General features: G+C 52.0%; 19 protein-coding genes and 1 riboswitch. Of the genes, 13 read left to right on the top strand and 6 right to left on the bottom strand.

Annotated features, from left to right (window positions below; translation table 11 throughout):
* Positions 1-14 precede the first annotated feature (14 nt).
* The 4 genes from KO497_RS05040 to KO497_RS05025 all read left to right on the top strand — a co-directional run bounded on the left by KO497_RS05040 (position 15) and on the right by KO497_RS05025 (position 3199).
* Positions 15-746 carry a cobalt-precorrin-6A reductase gene (locus KO497_RS05040; protein ID WP_215942878.1) on the top strand — a complete coding sequence of 244 codons (732 nt, stop codon included), beginning with the start codon at positions 15-17 and terminating at the stop codon, positions 744-746.
* Entirely contained in the window at positions 743-1366 is a 624-nt protein-coding gene (locus tag KO497_RS05035; protein ID WP_252729523.1) for a DNA-3-methyladenine glycosylase family protein, read from the top strand. The genes KO497_RS05040 and KO497_RS05035 overlap by 4 nt, the downstream gene beginning before the upstream one ends.
* On the top strand, positions 1366-2031 hold the full coding sequence (locus KO497_RS05030; protein WP_215942876.1) for an alpha/beta hydrolase: 666 nt from the start codon (positions 1366-1368) through the stop codon (positions 2029-2031). Before KO497_RS05035 ends, KO497_RS05030 begins: the two co-directional genes overlap by 1 nt.
* Positions 2032-2614: 583 nt before the next feature.
* Complete coding sequence (locus KO497_RS05025) at positions 2615-3199, top strand: HNH endonuclease (protein WP_215943028.1); 585 nt, start codon at positions 2615-2617, stop codon at positions 3197-3199.
* On the opposite strand, the gene KO497_RS05020 is transcribed toward KO497_RS05025, so the two are convergent.
* Complete coding sequence (locus KO497_RS05020; RefSeq protein ID WP_215942875.1) at positions 3196-3378, bottom strand: hypothetical protein; 183 nt, start codon at positions 3376-3378, stop codon at positions 3196-3198. The two genes, KO497_RS05025 and KO497_RS05020, sit on opposite strands and share 4 nt — an antisense overlap.
* 294 nt (positions 3379-3672) lie before the next feature.
* On the opposite strand from KO497_RS05020, the gene zwf reads away from it, so the two are divergent.
* From zwf to KO497_RS05000, 4 genes are all read left to right on the top strand, one after another.
* A complete protein-coding gene (gene zwf, locus KO497_RS05015; RefSeq protein ID WP_215942874.1) occupies positions 3673-5124 on the top strand; it encodes a glucose-6-phosphate dehydrogenase in 1452 nt (483 codons plus the stop codon).
* Positions 5121-5792 carry a 6-phosphogluconolactonase gene (pgl, locus tag KO497_RS05010; protein WP_215942873.1) on the top strand — a complete coding sequence of 224 codons (672 nt, stop codon included), beginning with the start codon at positions 5121-5123 and terminating at the stop codon, positions 5790-5792. Before zwf ends, pgl begins: the two co-directional genes overlap by 4 nt.
* A 106-nt stretch (positions 5793-5898) precedes the next feature.
* On the top strand, positions 5899-7515 hold the full coding sequence (gene pgi, locus KO497_RS05005) for a glucose-6-phosphate isomerase (RefSeq protein WP_215942872.1): 1617 nt from the start codon (positions 5899-5901) through the stop codon (positions 7513-7515).
* A gap of 146 nt (positions 7516-7661) precedes the next feature.
* Positions 7662-7798, top strand: a riboswitch (FMN riboswitch).
* Positions 7799-7886: 88 nt separating this feature from the next.
* Positions 7887-8357 (top strand): 6,7-dimethyl-8-ribityllumazine synthase, encoded by a 471-nt coding sequence (locus KO497_RS05000; RefSeq protein ID WP_215943027.1) that lies wholly within the window; start codon positions 7887-7889, stop codon positions 8355-8357.
* A gap of 107 nt (positions 8358-8464) precedes the next feature.
* Here the strand turns inward: KO497_RS05000 and KO497_RS04995 are convergent, their stop codons facing one another.
* Positions 8465-9034, bottom strand: a complete 570-nt coding sequence (locus KO497_RS04995; RefSeq protein ID WP_215942871.1) for a YcbK family protein — start codon at positions 9032-9034, stop codon at positions 8465-8467.
* 563 nt (positions 9035-9597) lie between these two features.
* Between KO497_RS04995 and KO497_RS04990 the strand changes: the two genes are divergently transcribed.
* The 4 genes from KO497_RS04990 (at position 9598) to KO497_RS04975 (ending at position 14061) form a co-directional block, all read left to right on the top strand.
* On the top strand, positions 9598-11247 hold the full coding sequence (locus KO497_RS04990) for a L,D-transpeptidase family protein (RefSeq protein WP_354668090.1): 1650 nt from the start codon (positions 9598-9600) through the stop codon (positions 11245-11247).
* A 163-nt stretch (positions 11248-11410) separates the two neighbouring features.
* Positions 11411-12487 (top strand): UDP-3-O-(3-hydroxymyristoyl)glucosamine N-acyltransferase, encoded by a 1077-nt coding sequence (gene lpxD, locus KO497_RS04985; protein ID WP_215942870.1) that lies wholly within the window; start codon positions 11411-11413, stop codon positions 12485-12487.
* Positions 12488-12586: 99 nt separating this feature from the next.
* The gene (locus tag KO497_RS04980; protein ID WP_215942869.1) at positions 12587-12853 is read left to right on the top strand and encodes an acyl carrier protein; all 267 of its coding nucleotides are present in this window, start codon (positions 12587-12589) and stop codon (positions 12851-12853) included.
* Complete coding sequence (locus KO497_RS04975) at positions 12850-14061, top strand: beta-ketoacyl-[acyl-carrier-protein] synthase family protein (protein WP_215942868.1); 1212 nt, start codon at positions 12850-12852, stop codon at positions 14059-14061. The genes KO497_RS04980 and KO497_RS04975 overlap by 4 nt, the downstream gene beginning before the upstream one ends.
* Positions 14062-14136: 75 nt before the next feature.
* Here the strand turns inward: KO497_RS04975 and KO497_RS04970 are convergent, their stop codons facing one another.
* Positions 14137-14784 (bottom strand): invasion associated locus B family protein, encoded by a 648-nt coding sequence (locus KO497_RS04970; protein ID WP_215942867.1) that lies wholly within the window; start codon positions 14782-14784, stop codon positions 14137-14139.
* 522 nt (positions 14785-15306) lie between these two features.
* Here KO497_RS04970 and KO497_RS04965 point away from each other — a divergent pair.
* Positions 15307-16890 carry a helicase HerA-like domain-containing protein gene (locus tag KO497_RS04965; protein WP_215942866.1) on the top strand — a complete coding sequence of 528 codons (1584 nt, stop codon included), beginning with the start codon at positions 15307-15309 and terminating at the stop codon, positions 16888-16890.
* Between the two features lie 104 nt (positions 16891-16994).
* On the opposite strand, the gene KO497_RS04960 is transcribed toward KO497_RS04965, so the two are convergent.
* The 3 genes from KO497_RS04960 to KO497_RS04950 form a co-directional block, all read right to left on the bottom strand.
* Positions 16995-18089 (bottom strand): TRAP transporter substrate-binding protein, encoded by a 1095-nt coding sequence (locus KO497_RS04960; RefSeq protein ID WP_215942865.1) that lies wholly within the window; start codon positions 18087-18089, stop codon positions 16995-16997.
* 158 nt (positions 18090-18247) lie between these two features.
* Entirely contained in the window at positions 18248-19039 is a 792-nt protein-coding gene (locus KO497_RS04955; protein WP_215942864.1) for a 23S rRNA (adenine(2030)-N(6))-methyltransferase RlmJ, read from the bottom strand.
* Positions 19039-20346 carry an HlyC/CorC family transporter gene (locus KO497_RS04950; protein ID WP_215942863.1) on the bottom strand — a complete coding sequence of 436 codons (1308 nt, stop codon included), beginning with the start codon at positions 20344-20346 and terminating at the stop codon, positions 19039-19041. Before KO497_RS04950 ends, KO497_RS04955 begins: the two co-directional genes overlap by 1 nt.
* Positions 20347-20414: the final 68 nt, after the last annotated feature.

Below are 20414 nucleotides of genomic sequence, written 5' to 3'. Positions count from 1 at the left end.
GAAAGACCAATTCTATGATCCTACTTCTCGCGGGCACCGCCGAGGCGCGTAACTTGGCGGGCTATATGAAAGACGCCGGCATCGCCTGTATAGCCTCTTTGGCAGGGGCGACGCGTCATCCTATGGATTTGGGGGTGCCCACGCGCATCGGCGGTTTTGGCGGGGCTGAGGCTTTCGAGGCCTTTTTGATCGGTGAAAACATCACGGCCGTGATCGATGCCACACATCCCTTTGCCGATAAAATCACCGCCCGCACGGCGCAGATTTGTAAAGCGCGCGACCTGCCATATTTGCGCTTTGAACGTGCCCAATGGATTTCGCGCACTGGTGATTCTTGGCACCGCGCGGATACTTACGCGGATTTGGATCGGTTGATCCCCAAAGGCGCGCGGGTGTTTGTGGCGACAGGACGTCAAAGCCTTGATCATTACGGCCCGTTGCAAGATCGCCATCTGATGTGTCGTGTGATTGACGCGCCGACAGAACCGTTTCCGTTAGGGACGGGCGAATGGATCATCGGGCGTCCGCCGTTTTCTGAGGCTCATGAACGTGACATGTTCGCGCGGCTCAAACCTGATTGGCTTGTGGTGAAAAACGCAGGCGGGGCAGGTGGTAAAACCAAACTGGCCGCCGCGCGTGCTTTGGGTATTCAAGTGGCGATGATGACACGCCCCGAAGCGCCTGAAGGGATAGAGCGGCGCGAACAGATTTGTGATGCGCTTGAATGGGCCGAGCAATTCGCATGAGGCGCATCACCTGTCAGGCAGATGTGGATGCGGATGCCGCTGTTTTGGCGGACAAATACCCGCAGTTTGCCAAAGCTTACGGTATGACAGGGCAATTGCCTTTGCGGTTGCGCCAAGATGGTTTTGAAGAATTGATGTCGACGATTGTCTCTCAGCAGGTATCAGTGGCCTCTGCCAAGGCCATCTGGCAACGGCTTGTGGATGCTCAGTTGCACACCGAATCCGCTGTGTGCGCCGCCACAGATGACGAATTGCGTGCTTGTGGATTGTCGCGGCCTAAAGTGAAATATGTCAGAGCTTTAGCTGAGGCGCGGATTGATTTTGACGCGCTGCGCAACGCCTCAACGGATGAGGTCATAACTGTGCTGACCCAAGTCAAAGGCGTTGGGCGCTGGACGGCAGAAATCTATGCCAAGTTTTCGCTGGGCCATGCGGATGTCTTTGCTGCCAATGATTTGGCCCTGCAAGAGGCCGCTAAAATCTTGTTTGAATTGGACACCCGCCCGAATGAAAAACAAATGCGCGCCATGGCAGCAGATTGGGCTCCCTATAGATCAGTTGCAGCGCGGCTTCTATGGGCCTATTACCGTGTTGAGAAAACCCGTGAAGGAATACGTTGATGTCTGTGCTCGACCATAAAATGAAAGAAAGCCAATCTGGATCCGCCCACTCCGTTGTGGTGTTTTTGCATGGTTACGGGGCCAATGGCGCGGACCTTTTGGGGCTGGCTGACCCAATGGCCGAACATATGCCTGACACGATTTTTTATGCCCCAGATGCGCCGGAACTTTGTGCCGGCGCGCCCGGTGGATTTCAATGGTTTCCGATTCCTTGGATTGATGGTTCATCGGAAGAGGAATCGCGGGTGGGTTTGGAACGCGCGTCGCATGAATTGAACGCCTATTTGGACGATATTCTTGTCGATCTTGATCTTGAACCTGCACAGATGGCCGTGGTTGGCTTTTCACAAGGCACCATGATGGCGCTGCATGTCGCCCCGCGCCGCGAAGATGCTGTTGCGGGTGTTGTTGGCTTTTCGGGCCGTTTGCTAGAACCTGAGATGCTAGAAGATGAATTGCGCGTAAAAATGCCAATTCTGTTGGCCCATGGCGATGAAGACAATGTTGTGCCACCGCAGTCTATGCCGGATGCCGTGCAAGCATTAGAGGCCGCAGGGTTTGAGAAAGTCTATGCGCATTCTATGGAAGGTACGGCTCATGGAATCGACCCAGAGGGGCTTTCCGTGGCCTTGGCTTTCTTGCGCGAACGGCTTGGTTACGAATAAACCTATAACGCAAGACTGTTGAGGTGGGCGCGCTTTGACATGGAAATGACTGGTGCCTTCAAGTTACCTAACGTTATTTACAATAATTTTAGGTTTTTCGCGGATTACAGACAGAACCGCTTGACGATCTGCGCCACATTGTTACCATTTTGTTAAGAACCAGTTGGAGGAGAGTCCCATGGACCTGATTATCACTTTGAGCGCCGTATCTGTTTTACTGATTGCTGGCGTCGCGTATGTTCCTCAGCAGCAGCCACGTAAAATTCGCGTCCGCGTCGAAGACAAGCGTCGTTAAAATTTAGCTGCGAACAGCTTTAGGTTCGGTTGATATATCCGGTGTACCGGTTTTGGTCACACCGTAGCAAATCAAAGATCGTATGGATTACCATGCGATCTTTTTTTATGCACTCTGTCACACAGACGTCATCACACAGGTCTTATTATGCACCCCATATCGATCATATATACAGGGGTCTTGCCAGCTACCATCCCCGATATATAGTGAGGGTATGTTTAGGACGCGCGCCTGACCAAAGACGCCCGAGCCTTGGCATATGTGCAAGAGGTGCGATTGGAAGTACAGATGGACAGTGAGTTTCGAACCGATTTTGTAAGAGAACCGAATATCCGCAAGGCGCATCCCGCTTTGGTACTCAATGCGGATTACCGTCCCTTGTCCTATTATCCTTTGTCTTTGTGGCCATGGCAGGAGGCGATCAAAGCCGTTTGGTTGGATCGTGTCGAAATCGTTGCCGAATACGATCAAGTGGTGCGCAGTCCCAGACATGAGATTAAGATCCCGTCTGTTGTCGTCCTGAAAGATTATGTCAAACCTCAAAAGCGCGTGGCCTTCACGCGCTTTAATTTATTTTTACGGGATGAATTTTGCTGTCAGTACTGCGGTTCGATGGGCAATCTGACCTTTGATCACGTAATTCCACGTGCACGGGGCGGTATCACTTCATGGGAAAATGTCGTTGCGGCCTGTCAGCGCTGTAATCTGCGTAAAGGGTCAAAATCTCTGCGTCAGATCGGAATGCAGCTGCGCAAAACACCGCGTGCGCCGGAATGCGAGCAATTGCGCAATGTCGGACGTAAATTTCCGCCAAACCACCTGCATGACAGTTGGATCGACTTTTTGTATTGGGATTCAGAGTTGGAAGCTTAAGAGCAAGAACTCACGATCCAAGGCTTCACGTGATGTTGCACAGGGGGCCGTCTTGAGCCAAAGCTTGTGCGGATTTTTGAAAGAACCGTCACGCGGCTGTCATTGTTGGCGATGACCTTAGGTTCGATGAATTTTTCACCATGGAGTACATTCAGGTGGGGCGCGTCAAAGTCTTTCATGGGGGCGCCCGTTGCGACTTGTTCTTTCTGTGATATGCGTTTGTGACCTGTTAAAAAAGCATCTCATGCCATGCTACCATATTGTGAAGTTGGCCATCATTTATGATGCAAATGGTATGCCAAAAGAGCGGCAGACGATTGAGGCATCAGGTGCTAGACTTTGCAGAATTGGGGCGTTAAAGCTTACGCGTTAGCGCTAACGATGCTCTGGGAAAAGCTGTCGGAGCGGTGAAATACAATGGTTAAGTCGGTCCGCGTAAACAGCGTCGCTTGAACACACAAAGGAGACACAACATGGCGTCACGCGTCATTCCGGTCGAGACCTTCGACTTGGTTATTTTTGGTGGCACGGGCGATCTGGCCCGCCGCAAAATTTTGCCGGGCTTATACCGTCGTTTTTGTTCTGGCCAAATGCCCAGTGACGCCCGCATCATTGGTGCGGCACGATCTGACTTTGGCACATCAGAGTTCCGTGATCTCGTGCGTGACGCCATACATGAGTTCTCTGAAAAGAACGATTGCGACGAATGTAACATCGAAGAATTCTTGGCGCAGTTGGACTATGTCACCATCGATGCGAAAGGCGAGGGCGGTTGGTCTGAATTAAAAGCCTTGATGCGCAACGATGTTGTCAAAGCCTTTTATTTCTCAGTCGCGCCCAGCCTGTTCGGCCCGATTGCAGAGCGGTTGCACATGAACGGTATTTCTGATGCTGACAGCCGCATCGTGGTTGAAAAACCATTCGGGCGTGATTTGGCGACAGCTAAGGCTTTGAACGGCGATTTGGCGGCTCATTTCGACGAGACGCAAATCTACCGCATCGATCATTACCTTGGCAAAGAAACCGTGCAAAACCTTATGGCTGTACGGTTTGGCAATATCTTGTTCGAACCTTTGTGGAACGCGCAATACATCGATCACATTCAGATCACAGTGGCGGAAACTGTCGGTGTGGGCGGGCGCGGTGAATATTATGACCGTGCAGGCGCCATGCGCGATATGGTGCAAAACCATTTGATGCAGCTGTTGTGCCTGATCGCGATGGAACCACCAAGCAAATATGATCCTGACGCTGTGCGTGACGAAAAGCTAAAAGTTATCCGTGCCTTAGAACCTATTGCGCCGCATCACATCGTGCGCGGTCAGTATGACGCGACGGAGACTGAGCAATCCTACCGCGACGACGCGGGTGATCCAAAATCACGGACCGAAAGCTATATCGCGCTGCGCTGTCAAATCGCCAACTGGCGGTGGGCGAATACGCCGATCTACATCCGTACGGGCAAAAAACTCAAAGCGCGCGCCTCTGAAATTGCTGTTGTGTTCAAAGAGACCCCGCATTCGATATTTGGCGAAGAGGCAGGCACACATGCCAATGTCTTGCGCATTCGGTTGCAGCCCAATGAGGGCATGACGTTGCAGGTGACGATCAAAGAACCTGGTCCCGGCGGGATGCGTCTTGTCGATGTGCCGCTGGATATGTCATTTGCCGATGCTTTGGGCGATGAGGATGATGTGCCAGATGCCTACGAACGTTTGATCATGGATGTGATCCGTGGCAACCAAACCCTGTTTATGCGTGGCGATGAAGTCGAGGCCGCTTGGGCGTGGACCGACCCGTTGATCAACGGCTGGAAAGCACGCAACGATGTGCCAAAACTCTATGATGTCGGCTCTGCTGGGCCCGAGGATGCGGCTTTGATGCTCAAGCGTGAAAACCGTGCGTGGCGGGAGATCAAAGAATGAACTTTATAGAGTATGCTGACCGTGATGCCTTGATGCTTGATTTGGCGGATATCATCGCGGGGGAATTGCGAGCGGCGCTGGACCACTCGGATCGTGCGTCTTTATGCGTGCCGGGCGGCACCACGCCGGGGCCGATTTTCGACACGTTGTCAGGGGTCCCTTTGGCGTGGGATCGGATCGATATTTTGCTCAACGATGAACGCTGGGTATCCGAAACCTCTGATCGGTCTAACACGGCTTTGCTCAAACGACGCTTGGTCACGGGACATGCCGCAGGGGCGGCTTTGATTCCGTTGCACACGGACGTGCCAACACCTGAAGAGGGCTTGGATGGTTTGATGCCTGCCGTTGATGCCGCATTGCCACTCGATGTTTTGGTGCTTGGCATGGGGCTTGATATGCATACGGCAAGCCTGTTTCCCGGTGCCGATCAACTCGCGCTTGGTCTATCTGATGATGCACCGACCTTGCTTGCGATGCGTGCGCCCGGTGCGCCAGAACCGCGGATCACCCTGTCTGCTAAGGCTTTGAAATCAGCCGTCTCTACACATATTCTGATCACAGGTACCGAAAAACGTGATGCTTTGGAACGGGCTCGTAAATTACAACCTTTCGATGCGCCGATTGCTGCTTTCTTGCAAGGTGCAACTGTGCATTGGGCTGCATAAAACCTGTTGTAGATGGCCCAATCTGTGCGCTGATTTCGCCTTACCCCATTAGGGACACATAAACTGTTTAAGACTAAAATGGGGTCACCCCCTGATAGGAGATACCATGTCCGTTGATTTTTCCGGATTGAAAGCATTGAACGCAGCAGCCGCAGATCGCCACATTCTTGATCTGTTTGCCGATGATGCCGCGCGGGCTCAGTCGTTTTCTGTCGAAGCGGACGGGCTTTTGTTTGACTACTCAAAAACCAATATCGATGCAGCGCAAAAGGCCGCTTTGATTGATCTGCTTGAACAGGCCGATGTGGCTGGAAAACGCGATGCGATGTTCAGTGGTGAAAAGATCAACGACACCGAAGGGCGCGCCGTTTTGCACACGGCGCTTCGCAATCTTGATGGCGATGACATCACCGTCGATGGCGTAGGCATCATGAAAGATGTGCGTCATGTTTTGGCACGCATGGACGATTTTGCAGATCGCGTGCGCCGTGGAAACATCACCTCATCGTCCAATGCGCCGTTTGAAAATATCGTCAATATCGGGATCGGCGGATCTGATCTTGGGCCAGTTATGGCCTATGAGGCGCTGCGCCCCTATACCGATGGGCCGCAGTGTCATTTTGTATCCAACGTTGATGGTGCGCATATCTATGATGTGTTGAAGGGTCTTAACCCTTTGACGACATTGGTTATTGTTGCCTCTAAAACCTTCACGACGATCGAGACAATGACCAACGCCCAAACCGCACGGGATTGGCTTGTTGAACATGTCGGCGAAGACGGTATTTCAAGCCACTTTGCGGCGCTCTCAACCGCGCGTGACAAAACGGCAGCCTTTGGCATTGATCCTGATCTTGTCTTCGGATTCGAGGATTGGGTCGGGGGGCGTTATTCTGTTTGGGGCCCTATCGGTCTGCCTTTGATGCTGGCGATTGGTCCACAGAATTTCGCGGATTTCTTGCGTGGTGCGCAAGCGATGGACACACATTTTCGCACTGCAGCTTGGGGCGAAAACCTGCCTGCGCTTTTGGCTTTGACGGGGATTTGGCACAATCAAGTCTGCGGTCACGCCACGCGTGCGGTTTTGCCATATGAACAACGTCTTGTGCGATTGCCGGCCTATTTGCAGCAGTTGGAAATGGAAAGTAACGGCAAACGCGTGTCAATGGATGGTGAAGATTTGCCATTTGAGTCTGGCCCTGTTGTTTGGGGCGAACCTGGTACCAATGGCCAACACGCGTTTTATCAACTGATTCACCAAGGGACACGGGTTGTTCCATGTGAATTTATGGTTGGAAAATACGGCCATGAAGCGGGTCTTGAGCATCAACATGAATTGCTTGTGTCCAATTGCTTGGCGCAATCGGAGGCGTTGTTGCGCGGCCGGTCCTTGGATGAGGCGCGTGCCATCATGCGTGCCAAAGGTTTTGAGGGGGCGGAACTTGAACGCCAAGCACGCCATCGCGTGTTCCCAGGCAATCGCCCAACAACAACACTGGCTTACGAGCGCTTAACCCCATTCGTTTTGGGACAGATTGTTGCTCTATATGAGCATCGCGTCTTTGTCGAAGGTGTCGTCTTGGGGATCAATTCTTTCGACCAATGGGGGGTTGAACTTGGCAAAGAGCTTGCTGTTGCCTTGCAACCTGTATTGGCAGGCACTCAGGATGGCGCTGACAAAGACGGATCAACACGAAACCTTGTAAAGTTTTTGCAGGTTTAAACTCGCCAAACGGTGTTTACGGGGCTCGCTAAGGAAACTTAGCGGGTCCTTTTGTTGTCAAAAACCACATTCAAAAACCACATTCACAAGAGTGTTTTATCCGCAGGGGCGCTCTTGACCTTTTTCCTGACCATCCGTAAATTCAAATCAGTTCTCAGGGCGGGGTGTAATTCCCCACCGGCGGTTATAGTCCGCGAGCGCCTCGCACGTGAAAAGGCTTGGGTCAGCAGATCTGGTGAAATTCCAGAACCGACGGTTAAAGTCCGGATGGTAGAGAATGGAATGCGGGCAGGGGGCTTTGGCTCGCAGTGCGCGTTCCTTCGAGCTCTGGGACCTAACAGTGTAAACTCAAGGGTTCCAAAATGACAAATATGACTTCAAATTTCGAAACATCTTCTCCTCGTATCGCGTTCATTCGTGCCCGTTGGCACGCCGATATTGTGGATCAAGCCCATGTTGGTTTTCTCGCACAAATGAAGGAGCATGCGCCAAACGCCACCACGGATGTTTATAATGTCCCCGGTGCATTCGAGGCGCCGCTTTTGGCGAAACGTTTGGCAAAAACCGGTAAATATGATGCCATCGTTGTCGCGGCATTGGTCGTTGATGGCGGTATTTACCGCCATGACTTCGTCGCTGACGCTGTGGTGTCAGGGTTAATGCAAGCACAACTGGAAACAGAAGTGCCGATGTTCTCGGTGTCTTTGACGCCGCATCATTTTCATTCCACCGAAGATCACATCAAGTTCTATACAGAGCATTTTGTGAAAAAGGGTTTAGAGGCCGCAAATGCGGTGCGTGATATTCTGGAATTGGAATTGCCAGAGCTGGTTTGTGAATAAGTGCATTTGCCTGACTGGGCTTTTCGACAAATAAACAAGCCGCCCTTTGGGGCGGCTTTCATTTTTGACAGTCAATGCTGTTGAGGCTGTGATGCGATGGGGGCCGTCTAGCCGTTCCAAGTGCGGATGGGACCGCAATCCATATGTACAAAGTTAGAGCCACGATAGGCTCCAACACCGCCAGCAGAGCAGGTTTTGGCAGCAGATGCCATTTGGCTCACAGAGCGAGATTTAAGGCGCAAATCTGCAGCTTCGCCCTTCATGTGTAACGAATTCTTGGCAACTCCGCTTGAGCGAGAGCGCAGCATGTTGTTCGTTTCAGGGGAGCGATAGCCGGAGAGCAACATGTAAGGCTCATTCACGTCCATCAATCCATGCGCGGCGGCCATAATGTCGATGGTGCGGGCGTCGATGGATTTTACTTTGTTGTTGCGCCAGTCGCGGAAGAAATAGGTGACTTCTTTGAGGGCTTCTTTGATATATTCGCCTTCGACCCAATAAATGGTATCGATGCTTTCGCCGGTACGGCCTGAATACATGCGCAATCTACGAATGTCGCCAGACCCGCGCAGAAACCCTGCTGCATTGGCGTAAACTGGAGCAGCAGAAAGACTAGCGGCTGCAAAGCTGCGCAAAAGTGTGCGCCGTGTAAGTGTACTGGACTTGTCTGTCGTCATGATCTCAAGCGTCCCGTTTTTATCATTCCCGCCTCAACGCGGTTTGTTCGTTTGTGCCGTTTTGCGACATTCTAACGCATTCACTGTCTTCAATATTAACCCAGATCGTCCCCAAAAGAGGATACAAAAAGGTCAGGGCTTTGCCTCAAGGAGGTCTTGGACGCAAACCATAGTCGCGCTGATGAAATATTGGGTGGACCAAAGCAATTTTGAAACTTTGGCTTGATCAATCTTATTCATCAGTCTGAATTCACTGATATGCCTGTCAGTCTTATGGCATAAAGTGAATCACCCTCCAAGCCTCCCTTTATCATGCGGCATTAAATGGCCGAAAGTAGGCAGAAATTTGCGCATTTAGACTGAAAACTCTAGCTGGCATTGGAAGATACGATCGGACACATGTCTGTTTTTGAAAAAAACAAGGGGAACTGCGGGGGCTTTTGATCACGATAAAATGTGTGCCTTGGTGACCACAGGGGGCATTTCTGGCCAGTTTCCCCCTCACATAGTGAGGGAAATTGTGTATTTTGAACGCTAGTTTTCTGACTTTTTTGAGGATGATCATGTTTTTCTTTTCAGCACCACGCGCAGCACTCACGTCGCGTTTAGCGTCCGCCGCGTCGCAGAGCTTACGGTTCGGTTTCATTGCCATTTTTTCGATGGCCTTTATCGCTGCGGCCCCTGATAAAGCTTCTGCCCAGCAAGTGACTGCTATGATGCAATCCATCGCTGAGGCCGCATCCAAATCCAAAGATCTGTCGGATTACTATCGTGCGACAGGCTATAAACCGATCTTTGCCGATAATACGGGTCGTGCCCGCAATCGTCGTCAGGCTTTGTTGCGTGCGTTAGATGCTGCGCCGGAACATGGGATTGCGCCCTATGACACGAGCCTGTTGAAAGCGAATATGCGCGCGATCAAATCCGAACGTGATTTGGGCCGTGCAGAAGTGGCAATGGCGACGTTGTTTTTGGACTACGCCAGAGACATGCAAACAGGTCAATTGATCCCATCACGCATCGACGGCGAAATTGTGCGCCAAGTTCCGTACCGTGATGGTGTGTCGCTTATGGACAGTTTCGCAAAGTCTACGCCAGCGGCTTTTTTGAAAAGCTTGATGCCTAAGTCGCCAGAATATACGCGTTTGCTTAAAGAAAAACTTGTGCTGGAAAAAACACTTGGCAAGGGCGGTTGGGGACCTCAGGTCAGCGGCAAGGCGCTTGAACCAGGTCAATCCAACGCGAATGTTGTGGCCTTGCGCGACCGTTTGATCGCGATGGGGTATCTCAAGCGCAATGCAAGCACTGTTTATGACGCAAACATCCAAAAAGCGGTGCAATTGTTCCAACAGCGTCATGGTTTGTCTGCTGATGGTGTCGCGGGTGCGGGGACATTGAAAGAGTTGAATGTCGAGCCTGAACAGCGCCTCGCGTTGGTTCATGTGGCGCTGGAACGTGAACGTTGGATGAATATCGAACGCGGTAAACGCCATATCTGGGTGAACATCACCGATTTCACGGCCAAGATCATCGACAATGACAATGTGACGTTTCAAACGCGCTCAGTTGTTGGTGCCAATGATTCCCACCGCCGCACACCAGAGTTTTCGGACGTTATGGAGCACATGGTGATCAATCCAACTTGGAATGTACCTCGCTCTATTGCTGTTCGCGAATATTTGCCTTTGATGCAAAAGAACGCAGGGGCTGCGGGACATTTGCGTTTGGTGGATTCGCGTGGTCGTACGGTGAACCGGGCCAATGTGAACTTCAATGCCTACACATCAAAAACCTTTCCGTTTAACCTGAAGCAACCTCCGTCGGACGGCAATGCTTTGGGTCTGGTGAAGTTCATGTTCCCAAACAAGTACAACATTTACCTACACGACACACCGTCCAAGAGCCTATTCGCACGCGAAGCCCGCGCGTTTTCACATGGCTGTGTGCGCCTGCAAGATCCGTTTGATTTTGCTTACGCTTTGCTTGCCAAGCAATCCAACGACCCAGTGGGGCTGTTTCAGGCACGTTTGAAATCTGGCGTTGAATCTGTTGTCGGGTTGGAAGAGCAAGTGCCTGTGCACATCGTTTACCGCACGGCGTTGACGGTTGCGAAAGGTGGCATGGAGTACCGTCGTGACGTTTATGGCCGCGATGCGAAAATTTGGTCTGCTTTGCAAAAACAAGGCGTTCAACTGCGCGCAGTTGGCAGCTAAACGACCGTTCATATAAGTTTAAAGGGCGTCCTGCGGGGCGCCCTTTGTCGTTTGTGGCGCAAGCGAGACGACAAAACTTGCGGCCAAGTTTGGCCTCGGTCCTTTCCATGCGTGCCTTGAGGCATTATGTCAAAGGAACACATGTATTCTCAAAGGTTTCATCATGACAGGCATCACAATTTCAGACTTGGCACAGCGCATCGGCGCGCCATTTGAAGGCAATGGCGCATTGCTTGTGAGGTCTGCCAGTGAGCCCAGAACCGCTGATGCCGATCACATCGCTTTGGCGATGGACCCAAAGTTTGCACCAGAACTGGCCAATGGGTCTGCGCGTGCGGCAGTGCTTTGGGAGGGGGCGGATTGGACGTCGTTCGGATTGGAGGCAGCCATTTTGGTGCGCCGTGGGCGTTTGGCAATGGCCACGATCACAGCCAGTTTTGATGCAGGTCTTGGCCTTGCAAAAGGCATTCACCCCAGCGCCGTGGTCGATCCTACGGCGACCTTAGGCGCTGATGTGTCAATCGGTCCGCTGGTGGTGATTGGCGCTGGCGCTGTCATCGGTGATCGTTGCCAGATCGCGCCGCAAGTGACTGTGGGCGCAGGTGTTCACATCGGCCCTGACGCGGTAATCCATGCCGGCGTACGGATTGGCGCGCGGGCACAGATTGGCGCAAGTATTTATATTCAACCCGGTGCCGTGATTGGTGCCGATGGATTTTCGTTTGTCACGCAAGAGGTCTCTGCCGTTGAGCAAGCGCGCGAAAGCCTTGGGGCCAATGTAGAGGCCAAGGGCCAAAGCTGGCTGCGCATCGCCTCAATCGGCGGTGTAATCATTGGCGATGATGTTGAGATTGGGGCCAATGTTACCATCGATCAAGGCACCATTCGGGCCACACAAATCGGATCGGGCAGTAAGCTCGATAACCAAGTACATATCGGTCACAATGTGATTGTCGGCCAGCACTGTTTGCTCTGCGGGCAAGTTGGTATTGCGGGCTCAACGGTCTTGGGCGATTTCTGCGTCATGGGCGGCCAAGCTGGGGCTGCCGACAATATTACCATTGGATCGGGTGCCATTATCGGCGCGGGATCTGGTGTGTTGTCGAATGTCCCCAAAGGCAAGGCGATGATGGGCTATCCTGCGGTCGCTATGCAAACCCATATCGATATGTATAAGTCCTTGCGACGCTTGCCACGTATTCTTAAAGACCTCACGTCTCAAAAGGATAAGGGCGCTTAAGCCCACAGTTTTTGACACCCAACTGTCATATTTTTCTGTTTTACAGCCAAATGTTTCGGTCTAAATCCTATACAGGCCGTGAAAGATGGAGACACCGAAATGTCTGATGAGATCAAAACAAAGATTATCGCAATCATCGCCGAGCAAGCCGTGCTTGAGCCCAGTGACGTGCGCGACGACCAAGGCCTAGATGACCTTGGAATCGACAGTCTCGGCCTTGTGGAATGTATTTTTGCCATCGAAGAAACCTTTGATATTTCAGTGCCGTTTAACGCAAACGAGCCTGATCAATCAGATTTTGATATCTCTTCCGTGGCGGCGATTGTCAAAGCAGTTCAAGGATTGATAGCAGAGCAATCGTCATGAAACGCGTGGTGATTACGGGGGCGGGCACAGTCAACGCTCTGGGGCTCGATGTGCCTTCAACCTTAGAGGCCATGCGCGAGGGCCATTGCGGCATATCAGAACTGAAATTTCGTGATGTGGACCGGCTGTCGATCAAAATTGGCGGACAGATTCATGGCTGGACCACTGAAAACCGCTTCAATCGTCAGCAAATCGCTTTGTATGACCGTTTCACGCAGTTTGCGTTGACGGCAGCGAAAGAGGCGATCGAGCAATCGGGTTTGGAATTCATCGGCGATCTTGCAGCTAAGTCAGGGGTGATTTTTGGCACCTCTGGTGGCGGTTTGAACACCCAAGATGACAATTACCGCATGGTTTATGAAGAGGGCAAAAACCGCGTTCATCCTTTCGTGGTGCCCAAGCTGATGAACAACGCATCCTGTTCGCATGTCTCGATGGAATACAACCTTAAAGGGCCAAGTTTCACGGTGGCCACGGCCTGCGCCTCAAGCAATCACGCGATGGGGCAGGCGTTTAACATGGTGCGTTGTGGCATGGCGACGGCGATGGTCACAGGCGGATCAGAATCCATGCTGTGCTTTGGCGGCGTCAAAGCATGGGAAGGTCTGCGGGTGATGTCGAAAGACGCCTGCCGGCCATTCAGTCTCAACCGCAATGGTATGGTACAAGGCGAAGGTGCTGCGGTCTTCGTGTTCGAAGAGTATGAGCACGCGAAAGCCCGCGGTGCTGAGATTTTATGTGAGGTGATCGGGTTTTCTATGACTTCGGATGCCTCTGATATTGTGATGCCCTCCAAACAGGGCGCAGCGCGGGCCATTGCTGGCGCGATGGCTGATGCGCAGATCAACCCCGAAGACATTGGCTATATCAACGCCCATGGCACTGGAACGGCTGCCAACGATAAAACCGAATGCGCCGCAGTGGCAGATGCGCTGGGACATCATGCGGATACTGTTATGATGTCTTCGACCAAATCGATGCATGGGCATTTGATTGGTGGTACTGGTGCTGTTGAGCTTTTGGCCTGTATCATGGCGCTTAAAGACGGGGTGATCGCGCCTACGATCAATTATGAAGAGCCCGATCCCGAATGTGCGCTGGACGTGGTGCCCAATGAGGCGCGCGATGCGGATGTGGATGTGGTGCTGTCAAACGCCTTTGCTTTTGGTGGTTTGAATGCGGTGATTGCCCTGCGCAAAGCCTCTTAGTTTAAAACGCGATGAGCCATAAAAAACGACCGTCACATCATCTGTGACGGTCGTTTTTTTGAGTGTGCAGTTGGTTTATTCTGCGGCAGGTGTTGCCGCGGCACGCGCTGCCAAGTTAATTTCTGTCACGCGGTTATAGGCCGCGGTAAAACCGGTCAAAGACACGGACACAGGCACTTGCACGTCAGGCGCTGCAGAGGGCACGATGGTCAATGTGGCTTTGGAGCCTTTTTTCAACAGATCTATATCTGCAGTGGCAAGACCAATGCGTGCTTGGCAACCCGCTGGAGCACATACTGAGAATGGGTAACGACGCCCATTTGCCCCATCGACAGTCAATGTCAGTTGCTCTGTGAGTAAAGTGTCTAAAGGTACAGTGACTGTGGCCGCGCCTTCAATGCCGCCATTGCCAAGGTGAAACAAAGACATCTCGGCCACTGGATTGTCTTGGTCATCCTGAAGCAATTGGAACATGGAACAGGGGTCTGATTGGCCTTCTGGCGCTTTGAGGCAATTGATGTTCCAATCGCCGTGCTGCTCAAGCGTGTAAGGTTGACCGATGCCGCCGGTTTCATCAACGGGCGTGCCTGTGCTGAGACCTGGGACCGTGGCTGTTGCCTCTGGTGCGGCAGGCTCTGCGTCTTGCGCCGCAGCAGAAAAACACAATCCAAGTGAAATGACTGTGCTCAGGGTGAACGTTTTAGTGCTGTTCGCGAAGTTCATATGAAATCCATAAATGCTTGGGTCAATTTGAATATTTTCTATCATGTAGATTTGGGAGTGTCAGGCGGGATTCACTCGATTTCGCCCAAAAACACTGGTTATTGGCAAAACAGGCAAACTCTTGCTTGCGCAGGTTTGAGACAGATGACCAGCCTTCAAAAGTCTCAAAGGGGTGCCATTTTTCGCATGGCACCCCTTTGGTGATCTTGTCAAACTGTCAGATCAATTTGCTCCCTGTCGGACATGGCCGACGCATTGATGAAAAATCTAGGCAAGAAGATATATGCCGTCAACTATAATTTAGATGAAAAAATGCTGAGTTTGAGGTTTGACAAAAAAAGAGGCCGCGGTGGCTTTCGTCACGCGCGGCCAGTCTGACAGGGAGGAAGTCTGTTCTGACCTAGGAGGACATGACCAGAACATATGTGATACTGACATCACTTGGTTAAAATTGTATTGTTACGCGCAACGATAGATATAGTGATCCGCAACAGGCGCGGAATCAGTTGGAGAAACAATAAGATGAGTGACGGAATTTTTATTGGCGGTGGCGGGATCGATTACAAAGAACCACAACAGCTTTTGCTGAAATACGGCAACCGCCATGGGATGATCGCAGGGGCCACGGGCACTGGAAAAACCGTCACTTTGCAAATTCTGGCTGAAGGGTTCTCTAACGCGGGTGTGCCTGTGTTCTTGTCTGACGTCAAAGGAGACCTGTCGGGGCTTGCCAAGGCTGGGTCCAAAGATGGCAAACTGCATGCGCCTTTTATGGCGCGCAACGAGACGATCAATTTCACCACATTCCTATACGAAAGCTTTCCCGTCACCTTTTGGGATCTCTTTGGCGAGCAAGGCCATCCCATTCGTACAACTGTCGCCGAAATGGGGCCGCTGTTGTTGTCGCGGATGTTGCAACTGACCGACGCCCAAGAAGGCGTGATCAACATCGCGTTTCGGGTCTCCGACGAGCAAGGCTGGCCCTTGCTGGACCTCAAAGATCTGCAAGCCTTGTTGGTCTGGTGTGGTCAAAACGCCGATGATCTGACCCTGCGCTACGGCAATCTTTCCGCATCCTCGATCGGCGCTATCCAACGCGGTCTCTTGGTGCTTGAAAACCAAGGTGGTGACAAATTGTTTGGCGAACCGGCGCTGGACCTGTCGGATATTATTCGCACTGATGCCGATGGGCGCGGGCGTATTTCGGTTTTGGCGGCGGATAAATTAATGTCTTCGCCGGGGCTTTATGCAACGTTTTTGCTGTGGCTCTTGTCTGAGTTGTTCGAAGAGCTGCCGGAAATCGGCAATCCTGACAAACCGAAATTGGTGTTCTTTTTTGATGAGGCACATTTGCTGTTTGATGATGCGCCCAAAGCATTGGTCGATAAGGTCGAACAAGTGGCACGTTTGATCCGGTCCAAAGGTGTTGGTGTCTATTTTGTGTCTCAAAACCCTGCCGATGTGCCGGATGATATTTTGGGCCAGTTGGGCAACCGCGTTCAACATGCGTTGCGGGCGTTTACGGCGCGGGACCAAAAAAATCTTGAGCGCGCCGCTGAAACTTACCGAATCAATCCGCGTTTTGACATTGAAGAGGCAATCAAATCGGTGGGCACAGGCGAGGCCGTGACATCTATGTTAGAGGCCAAAGGTGTGCCATCAATTGCGGAACGCACGCTAATTCGCCCTCCGTCGTCGCAACTTGGACCTTTGAGTGCGTTAGAGCGGGCAGGGGTGATTGCAACCTCGCCGATTGCGGGCAAATACGAGACCGTTTTGGACCGCGAAAGCGCGTTCGAGCTTTTGAGCAAACGCGCTGATGAGGCCGCAAAAGCCGCACAAGAGGCCGAGGCCGCTGAAGAGGCTGCAGAATTGGCTGCCAAAGAGGCAAAATCCGAGCAAAAGCACCGCGCAGAATTGGAACGCGAGTTCAAAAAAGCGCGCCGATACGAATCTAAATCCTATGGAAAGTCGTCATCTCGTCGGTCGTCCTCGTCGGATTCGATTGGGGAATCTGTCGCCAATCTGGTGATTAAAGAGCTAAAAGGCACAACAGGACGGCGCATCGTACGCGGTATCTTGGGCGGGCTATTTAAGGCGCGTTGAGACCTCATCTCTCAGACGAATGATAGTCAGAACTCGAACGGTTAAAATGAAAAGATGCGCAGCCTAACAGGTGCGCATCTTTATTTTTCAATATGTTAAATGGTTTACTTCATGTTTGCGAGAACGCGGTCACGCTGTGCGGTGTAAATGTTGTCCGAGCGGCCAGACCAACCAGATGTTGCCGCCATAGAGGCTTCAGCGGATGCGCGGATATCAGCGAAAAGGCTGTCGTCCATGTAACCGTCGAGAACCTCTTTAGAGGCTGATCCAAAGGCATCCCAAACATCGTCAGAGAATGACATGATTTGAGTTCCGCCAGCGATAAGACGCTTAAGCGCAGGGCCATTGCTCGCCATGAACTGAGCATAACTTCCCTGATGAGCCGAACTTGCAGCCACTTCGATGGCCCGCTGTTGTCCTGTGGTCAGATCGTCGAAGACTTCCAAGTTCGTTGCAACGGTCATCGCACCATTTGGCTCGTGGAAGCCCGCTGGGTAGTAGAAGTCACAGACTTCTTGAAGCCCCAGCTTTTCGTCTGCCCAAGGCCCGATCCACTCTGTGCCGTCGAGAGCGCCAGTTGAAAGCGCTTGATAGATTTCTCCGCCCGGAATGGTTTGCACTGACGCGCCGAGTTTAGAAAGTGCTTCACCACCAAGACCTGGAATACGGAATTTAAGGCCTAGGAAATCATCTGCGGAGTTGATTTCCTTGCGGAACCAACCGCCACCTTGCGCCGCTGTTTGGCCTGCAATGAACGGTTTCAACCCGAAGATTTCCCCTAGCTCGTGGTGCTTTTGCATACCGTCAGCACCGTAATACCATGTCATCATTTCCGGCGCAGACATGCCGAATGGAACAGTTGTAAAATAGGCCCAGGCTGGATGTTGGCCGACAAAGTAGTAATCCGCACTGTGGTACATGTCAGCTTGACCGGATGTGACGGCATCGAAGACTTCAAGACCGCCGACCAATTCGCCCGCAGCTTTGGGTTCAATCATCAGTTGGCCTTCGGAAATGTCAGTGACGGATTTTGCAAAGGCTTCAACGGCGTCCCAAACGCCCGCTAAACCGCGTGGCCAGCTTGTGACCATTGTTAAAGTCCGTTTGCCTTGTGCGTATGCGGGGGCTGCCAATGTTGTGGTTGCTACTGCGGACGCGCCACCAAAAGCTGAGGTTTTCAAAAAAGAACGGCGATCCATGTGTGATTTCCTTGTGATAAATAGATATAAGATTCAAAGCGGTACTGCGAAAAATGAATCTTTTGATGGCTATCGATTTAAAATTTGGAAATAAACATCCAAGACTGCATAGGATGTATGCGTATTTTACATGTCTGTATGATTTTCCTGCCTCAGGATCACAGCGTGTTGAACAATTTGCTCAGGCGCCGCGCCTCATCGGTCAATCCCCATGGTGTATTCACGATAAACATACCCGATCCGATCATGCCATGTCCCTCGCGTGCTGGGGGGAAACGCACCTCGTGATGCAGCACATCTGGCAGGTCTAGACCTAGCAGCATATCTGTCATCGTCTTATGCGCGCCGCCCTCTAAGATCGGATACCACAACGCGATGATGCCGACATTCCACTTGCGATGCAGCTTTTCGATAAAGCTCGGCAAGGTGTTGTAATCGGATTTCATCTCGTAAGGCGGATCGATCAGGCACAATCCCCGACGCGGGGTCGGGGGGCAGACACTTTGCGCGAATGCCATGCCGTCTTGTTTGAGCATATGCAAACCCACGTAAGATTTTGAGGAGCGCATAGAAGTGCGCAACAGATCAAATTCCGCTGGGTGCAGTTCGGCCAGATGCATGTTGTCATCATCGCGCAACAAGGCCTGCGCCAAGGCAGGCGACCCTGGATAGATGTTTTTGCCTTGTGCATCTGAAACGGTTTTGCGCGCACGGGCATAAGGGTGGTCCGGCTTGAACCATTTGGCGACCTTTAATATGCCGGTCTCTGCTTCACCCGTCTTTTGTGCTTGCGAGCCTTGCAGATCATACAGTCCACGCCCCGCGTGCGTTTCAATATAGGACAGCGGTTTGTCTTTGCGGGTGAGATATTCGATCATCACCGCCAATAACGCGTGCTTTTGCACATCTGCCAAATTGCCCGCGTGAAACCCGTGCTGATACGACAGCATTATAAGCCACGGCGCAAAGGGCGCACTTTCAAGGTTGAAAGGCGGTTGTCTTTGCGGGCGACCACTTCAAAACGGTGTCCGTGGAAAGAGAAAACTTGTCCAGCTGTGGGAATCATTTGAGCCTCGTGGATGACCAGACCGGCCATGGTGTTGGCCTCGTCATCTGGCAGGTTACATTCTGTGGAACGGTTAAAGTCGCGGATTGTCATTCCGCCATCGACGACCCAGCCGCCTTCTTTAGATTTAACGGGCGCATTTTCGGATTGGTCAAATTCGTCGGTGATTTCTCCGACGATTTCTTCCAAAATATCTTCCAAAGTGATCAAACCTTGCAGCGCGCCATATTCATCAACGACGAGGGCAAAATGGGTTTGGCGGCGCAAAAATTGACGCATTTGATCATCAAGCGTTGTGGTCTCGGGCACGAAATAAGGCTCCATTGCCACGCCCATGACATCGAATGCAGCAAATTCTGTATCGCCCAACGCATCAACGCGTTCGGCATACATGCCACGCAACAGGTCTTTGGCATGGATGACGCCAACGATGTTTTCAGGATCATCACGGTAAAGCGGCAAACGTGTGTGCGGCGATTTCAAACAGGCCTCAAGCACGTCACGTGGCGGCGTATCGGCATCAATCATTTCGATTTTCGAACGGTGAAGCATGATTTCCTCGACCGTGCGCTCGCCCAAATCCAGCGCGCCAAGCAGGCGATCACGGTCTTCTTTCTCAACAGCGCCTTCGACGTGGCCAAGGGCAATCGCACCTGCGATTTCGTCTTTTAGGGCCAAAAAATGACTGTCAGGGTCAGTTTGGACGCCAAACAGACGCAACATGCCGCGCACCAACATGCGTACAAAGCTCACCACAGGGGAAAAGATCAACACAACAGCCGAAATGGGTTTTGCCACTCGAGCAGCCGCTGATTCAGGATTGGTGATGGCATAGGTTTTGGGCAAAACTTCTGCAAAAACAAGCACAAGACCGGTCATCACCAAGGTCGCCAATGCCACACCGCTTTCACCAAACACCCGTGTGAACAGCGCCGTCGCCAAAGAGGTTGCGAGGATGTTCACAAGGTTATTGCCCAGCAACACCGATCCAATCAGACGTTCGTTGTCTTCGGTGACATCCAAGGCTTTTTGCGCCCCCTTTGCGCCTTTGTCGGCTTGCGCGCGCAGTTTCCCGCGCGAGGCAGCCGTCAAAGCCGTTTCGGACCCCGAAAAGAACCCCGACAACACAAGCAAGCCAAAGATGGCAGCAGATGTCATCCAAAAGGCGGCGTCAAGCATGGTGAGGTCCATAGGTCAGGCTCCATTTTTCACAGGGGGCGGCAAGGTGCGATGCACGGTGCGAGGTATTGTGCATTGTT

Origin of the sequence: Pacificibacter marinus, assembly GCF_018860665.1 — a bacterium.
GTDB lineage: Bacteria > Pseudomonadota > Alphaproteobacteria > Rhodobacterales > Rhodobacteraceae > Celeribacter > Celeribacter marinus_A.
This window is presented reverse-complemented; position numbering and strand designations above follow the sequence as displayed.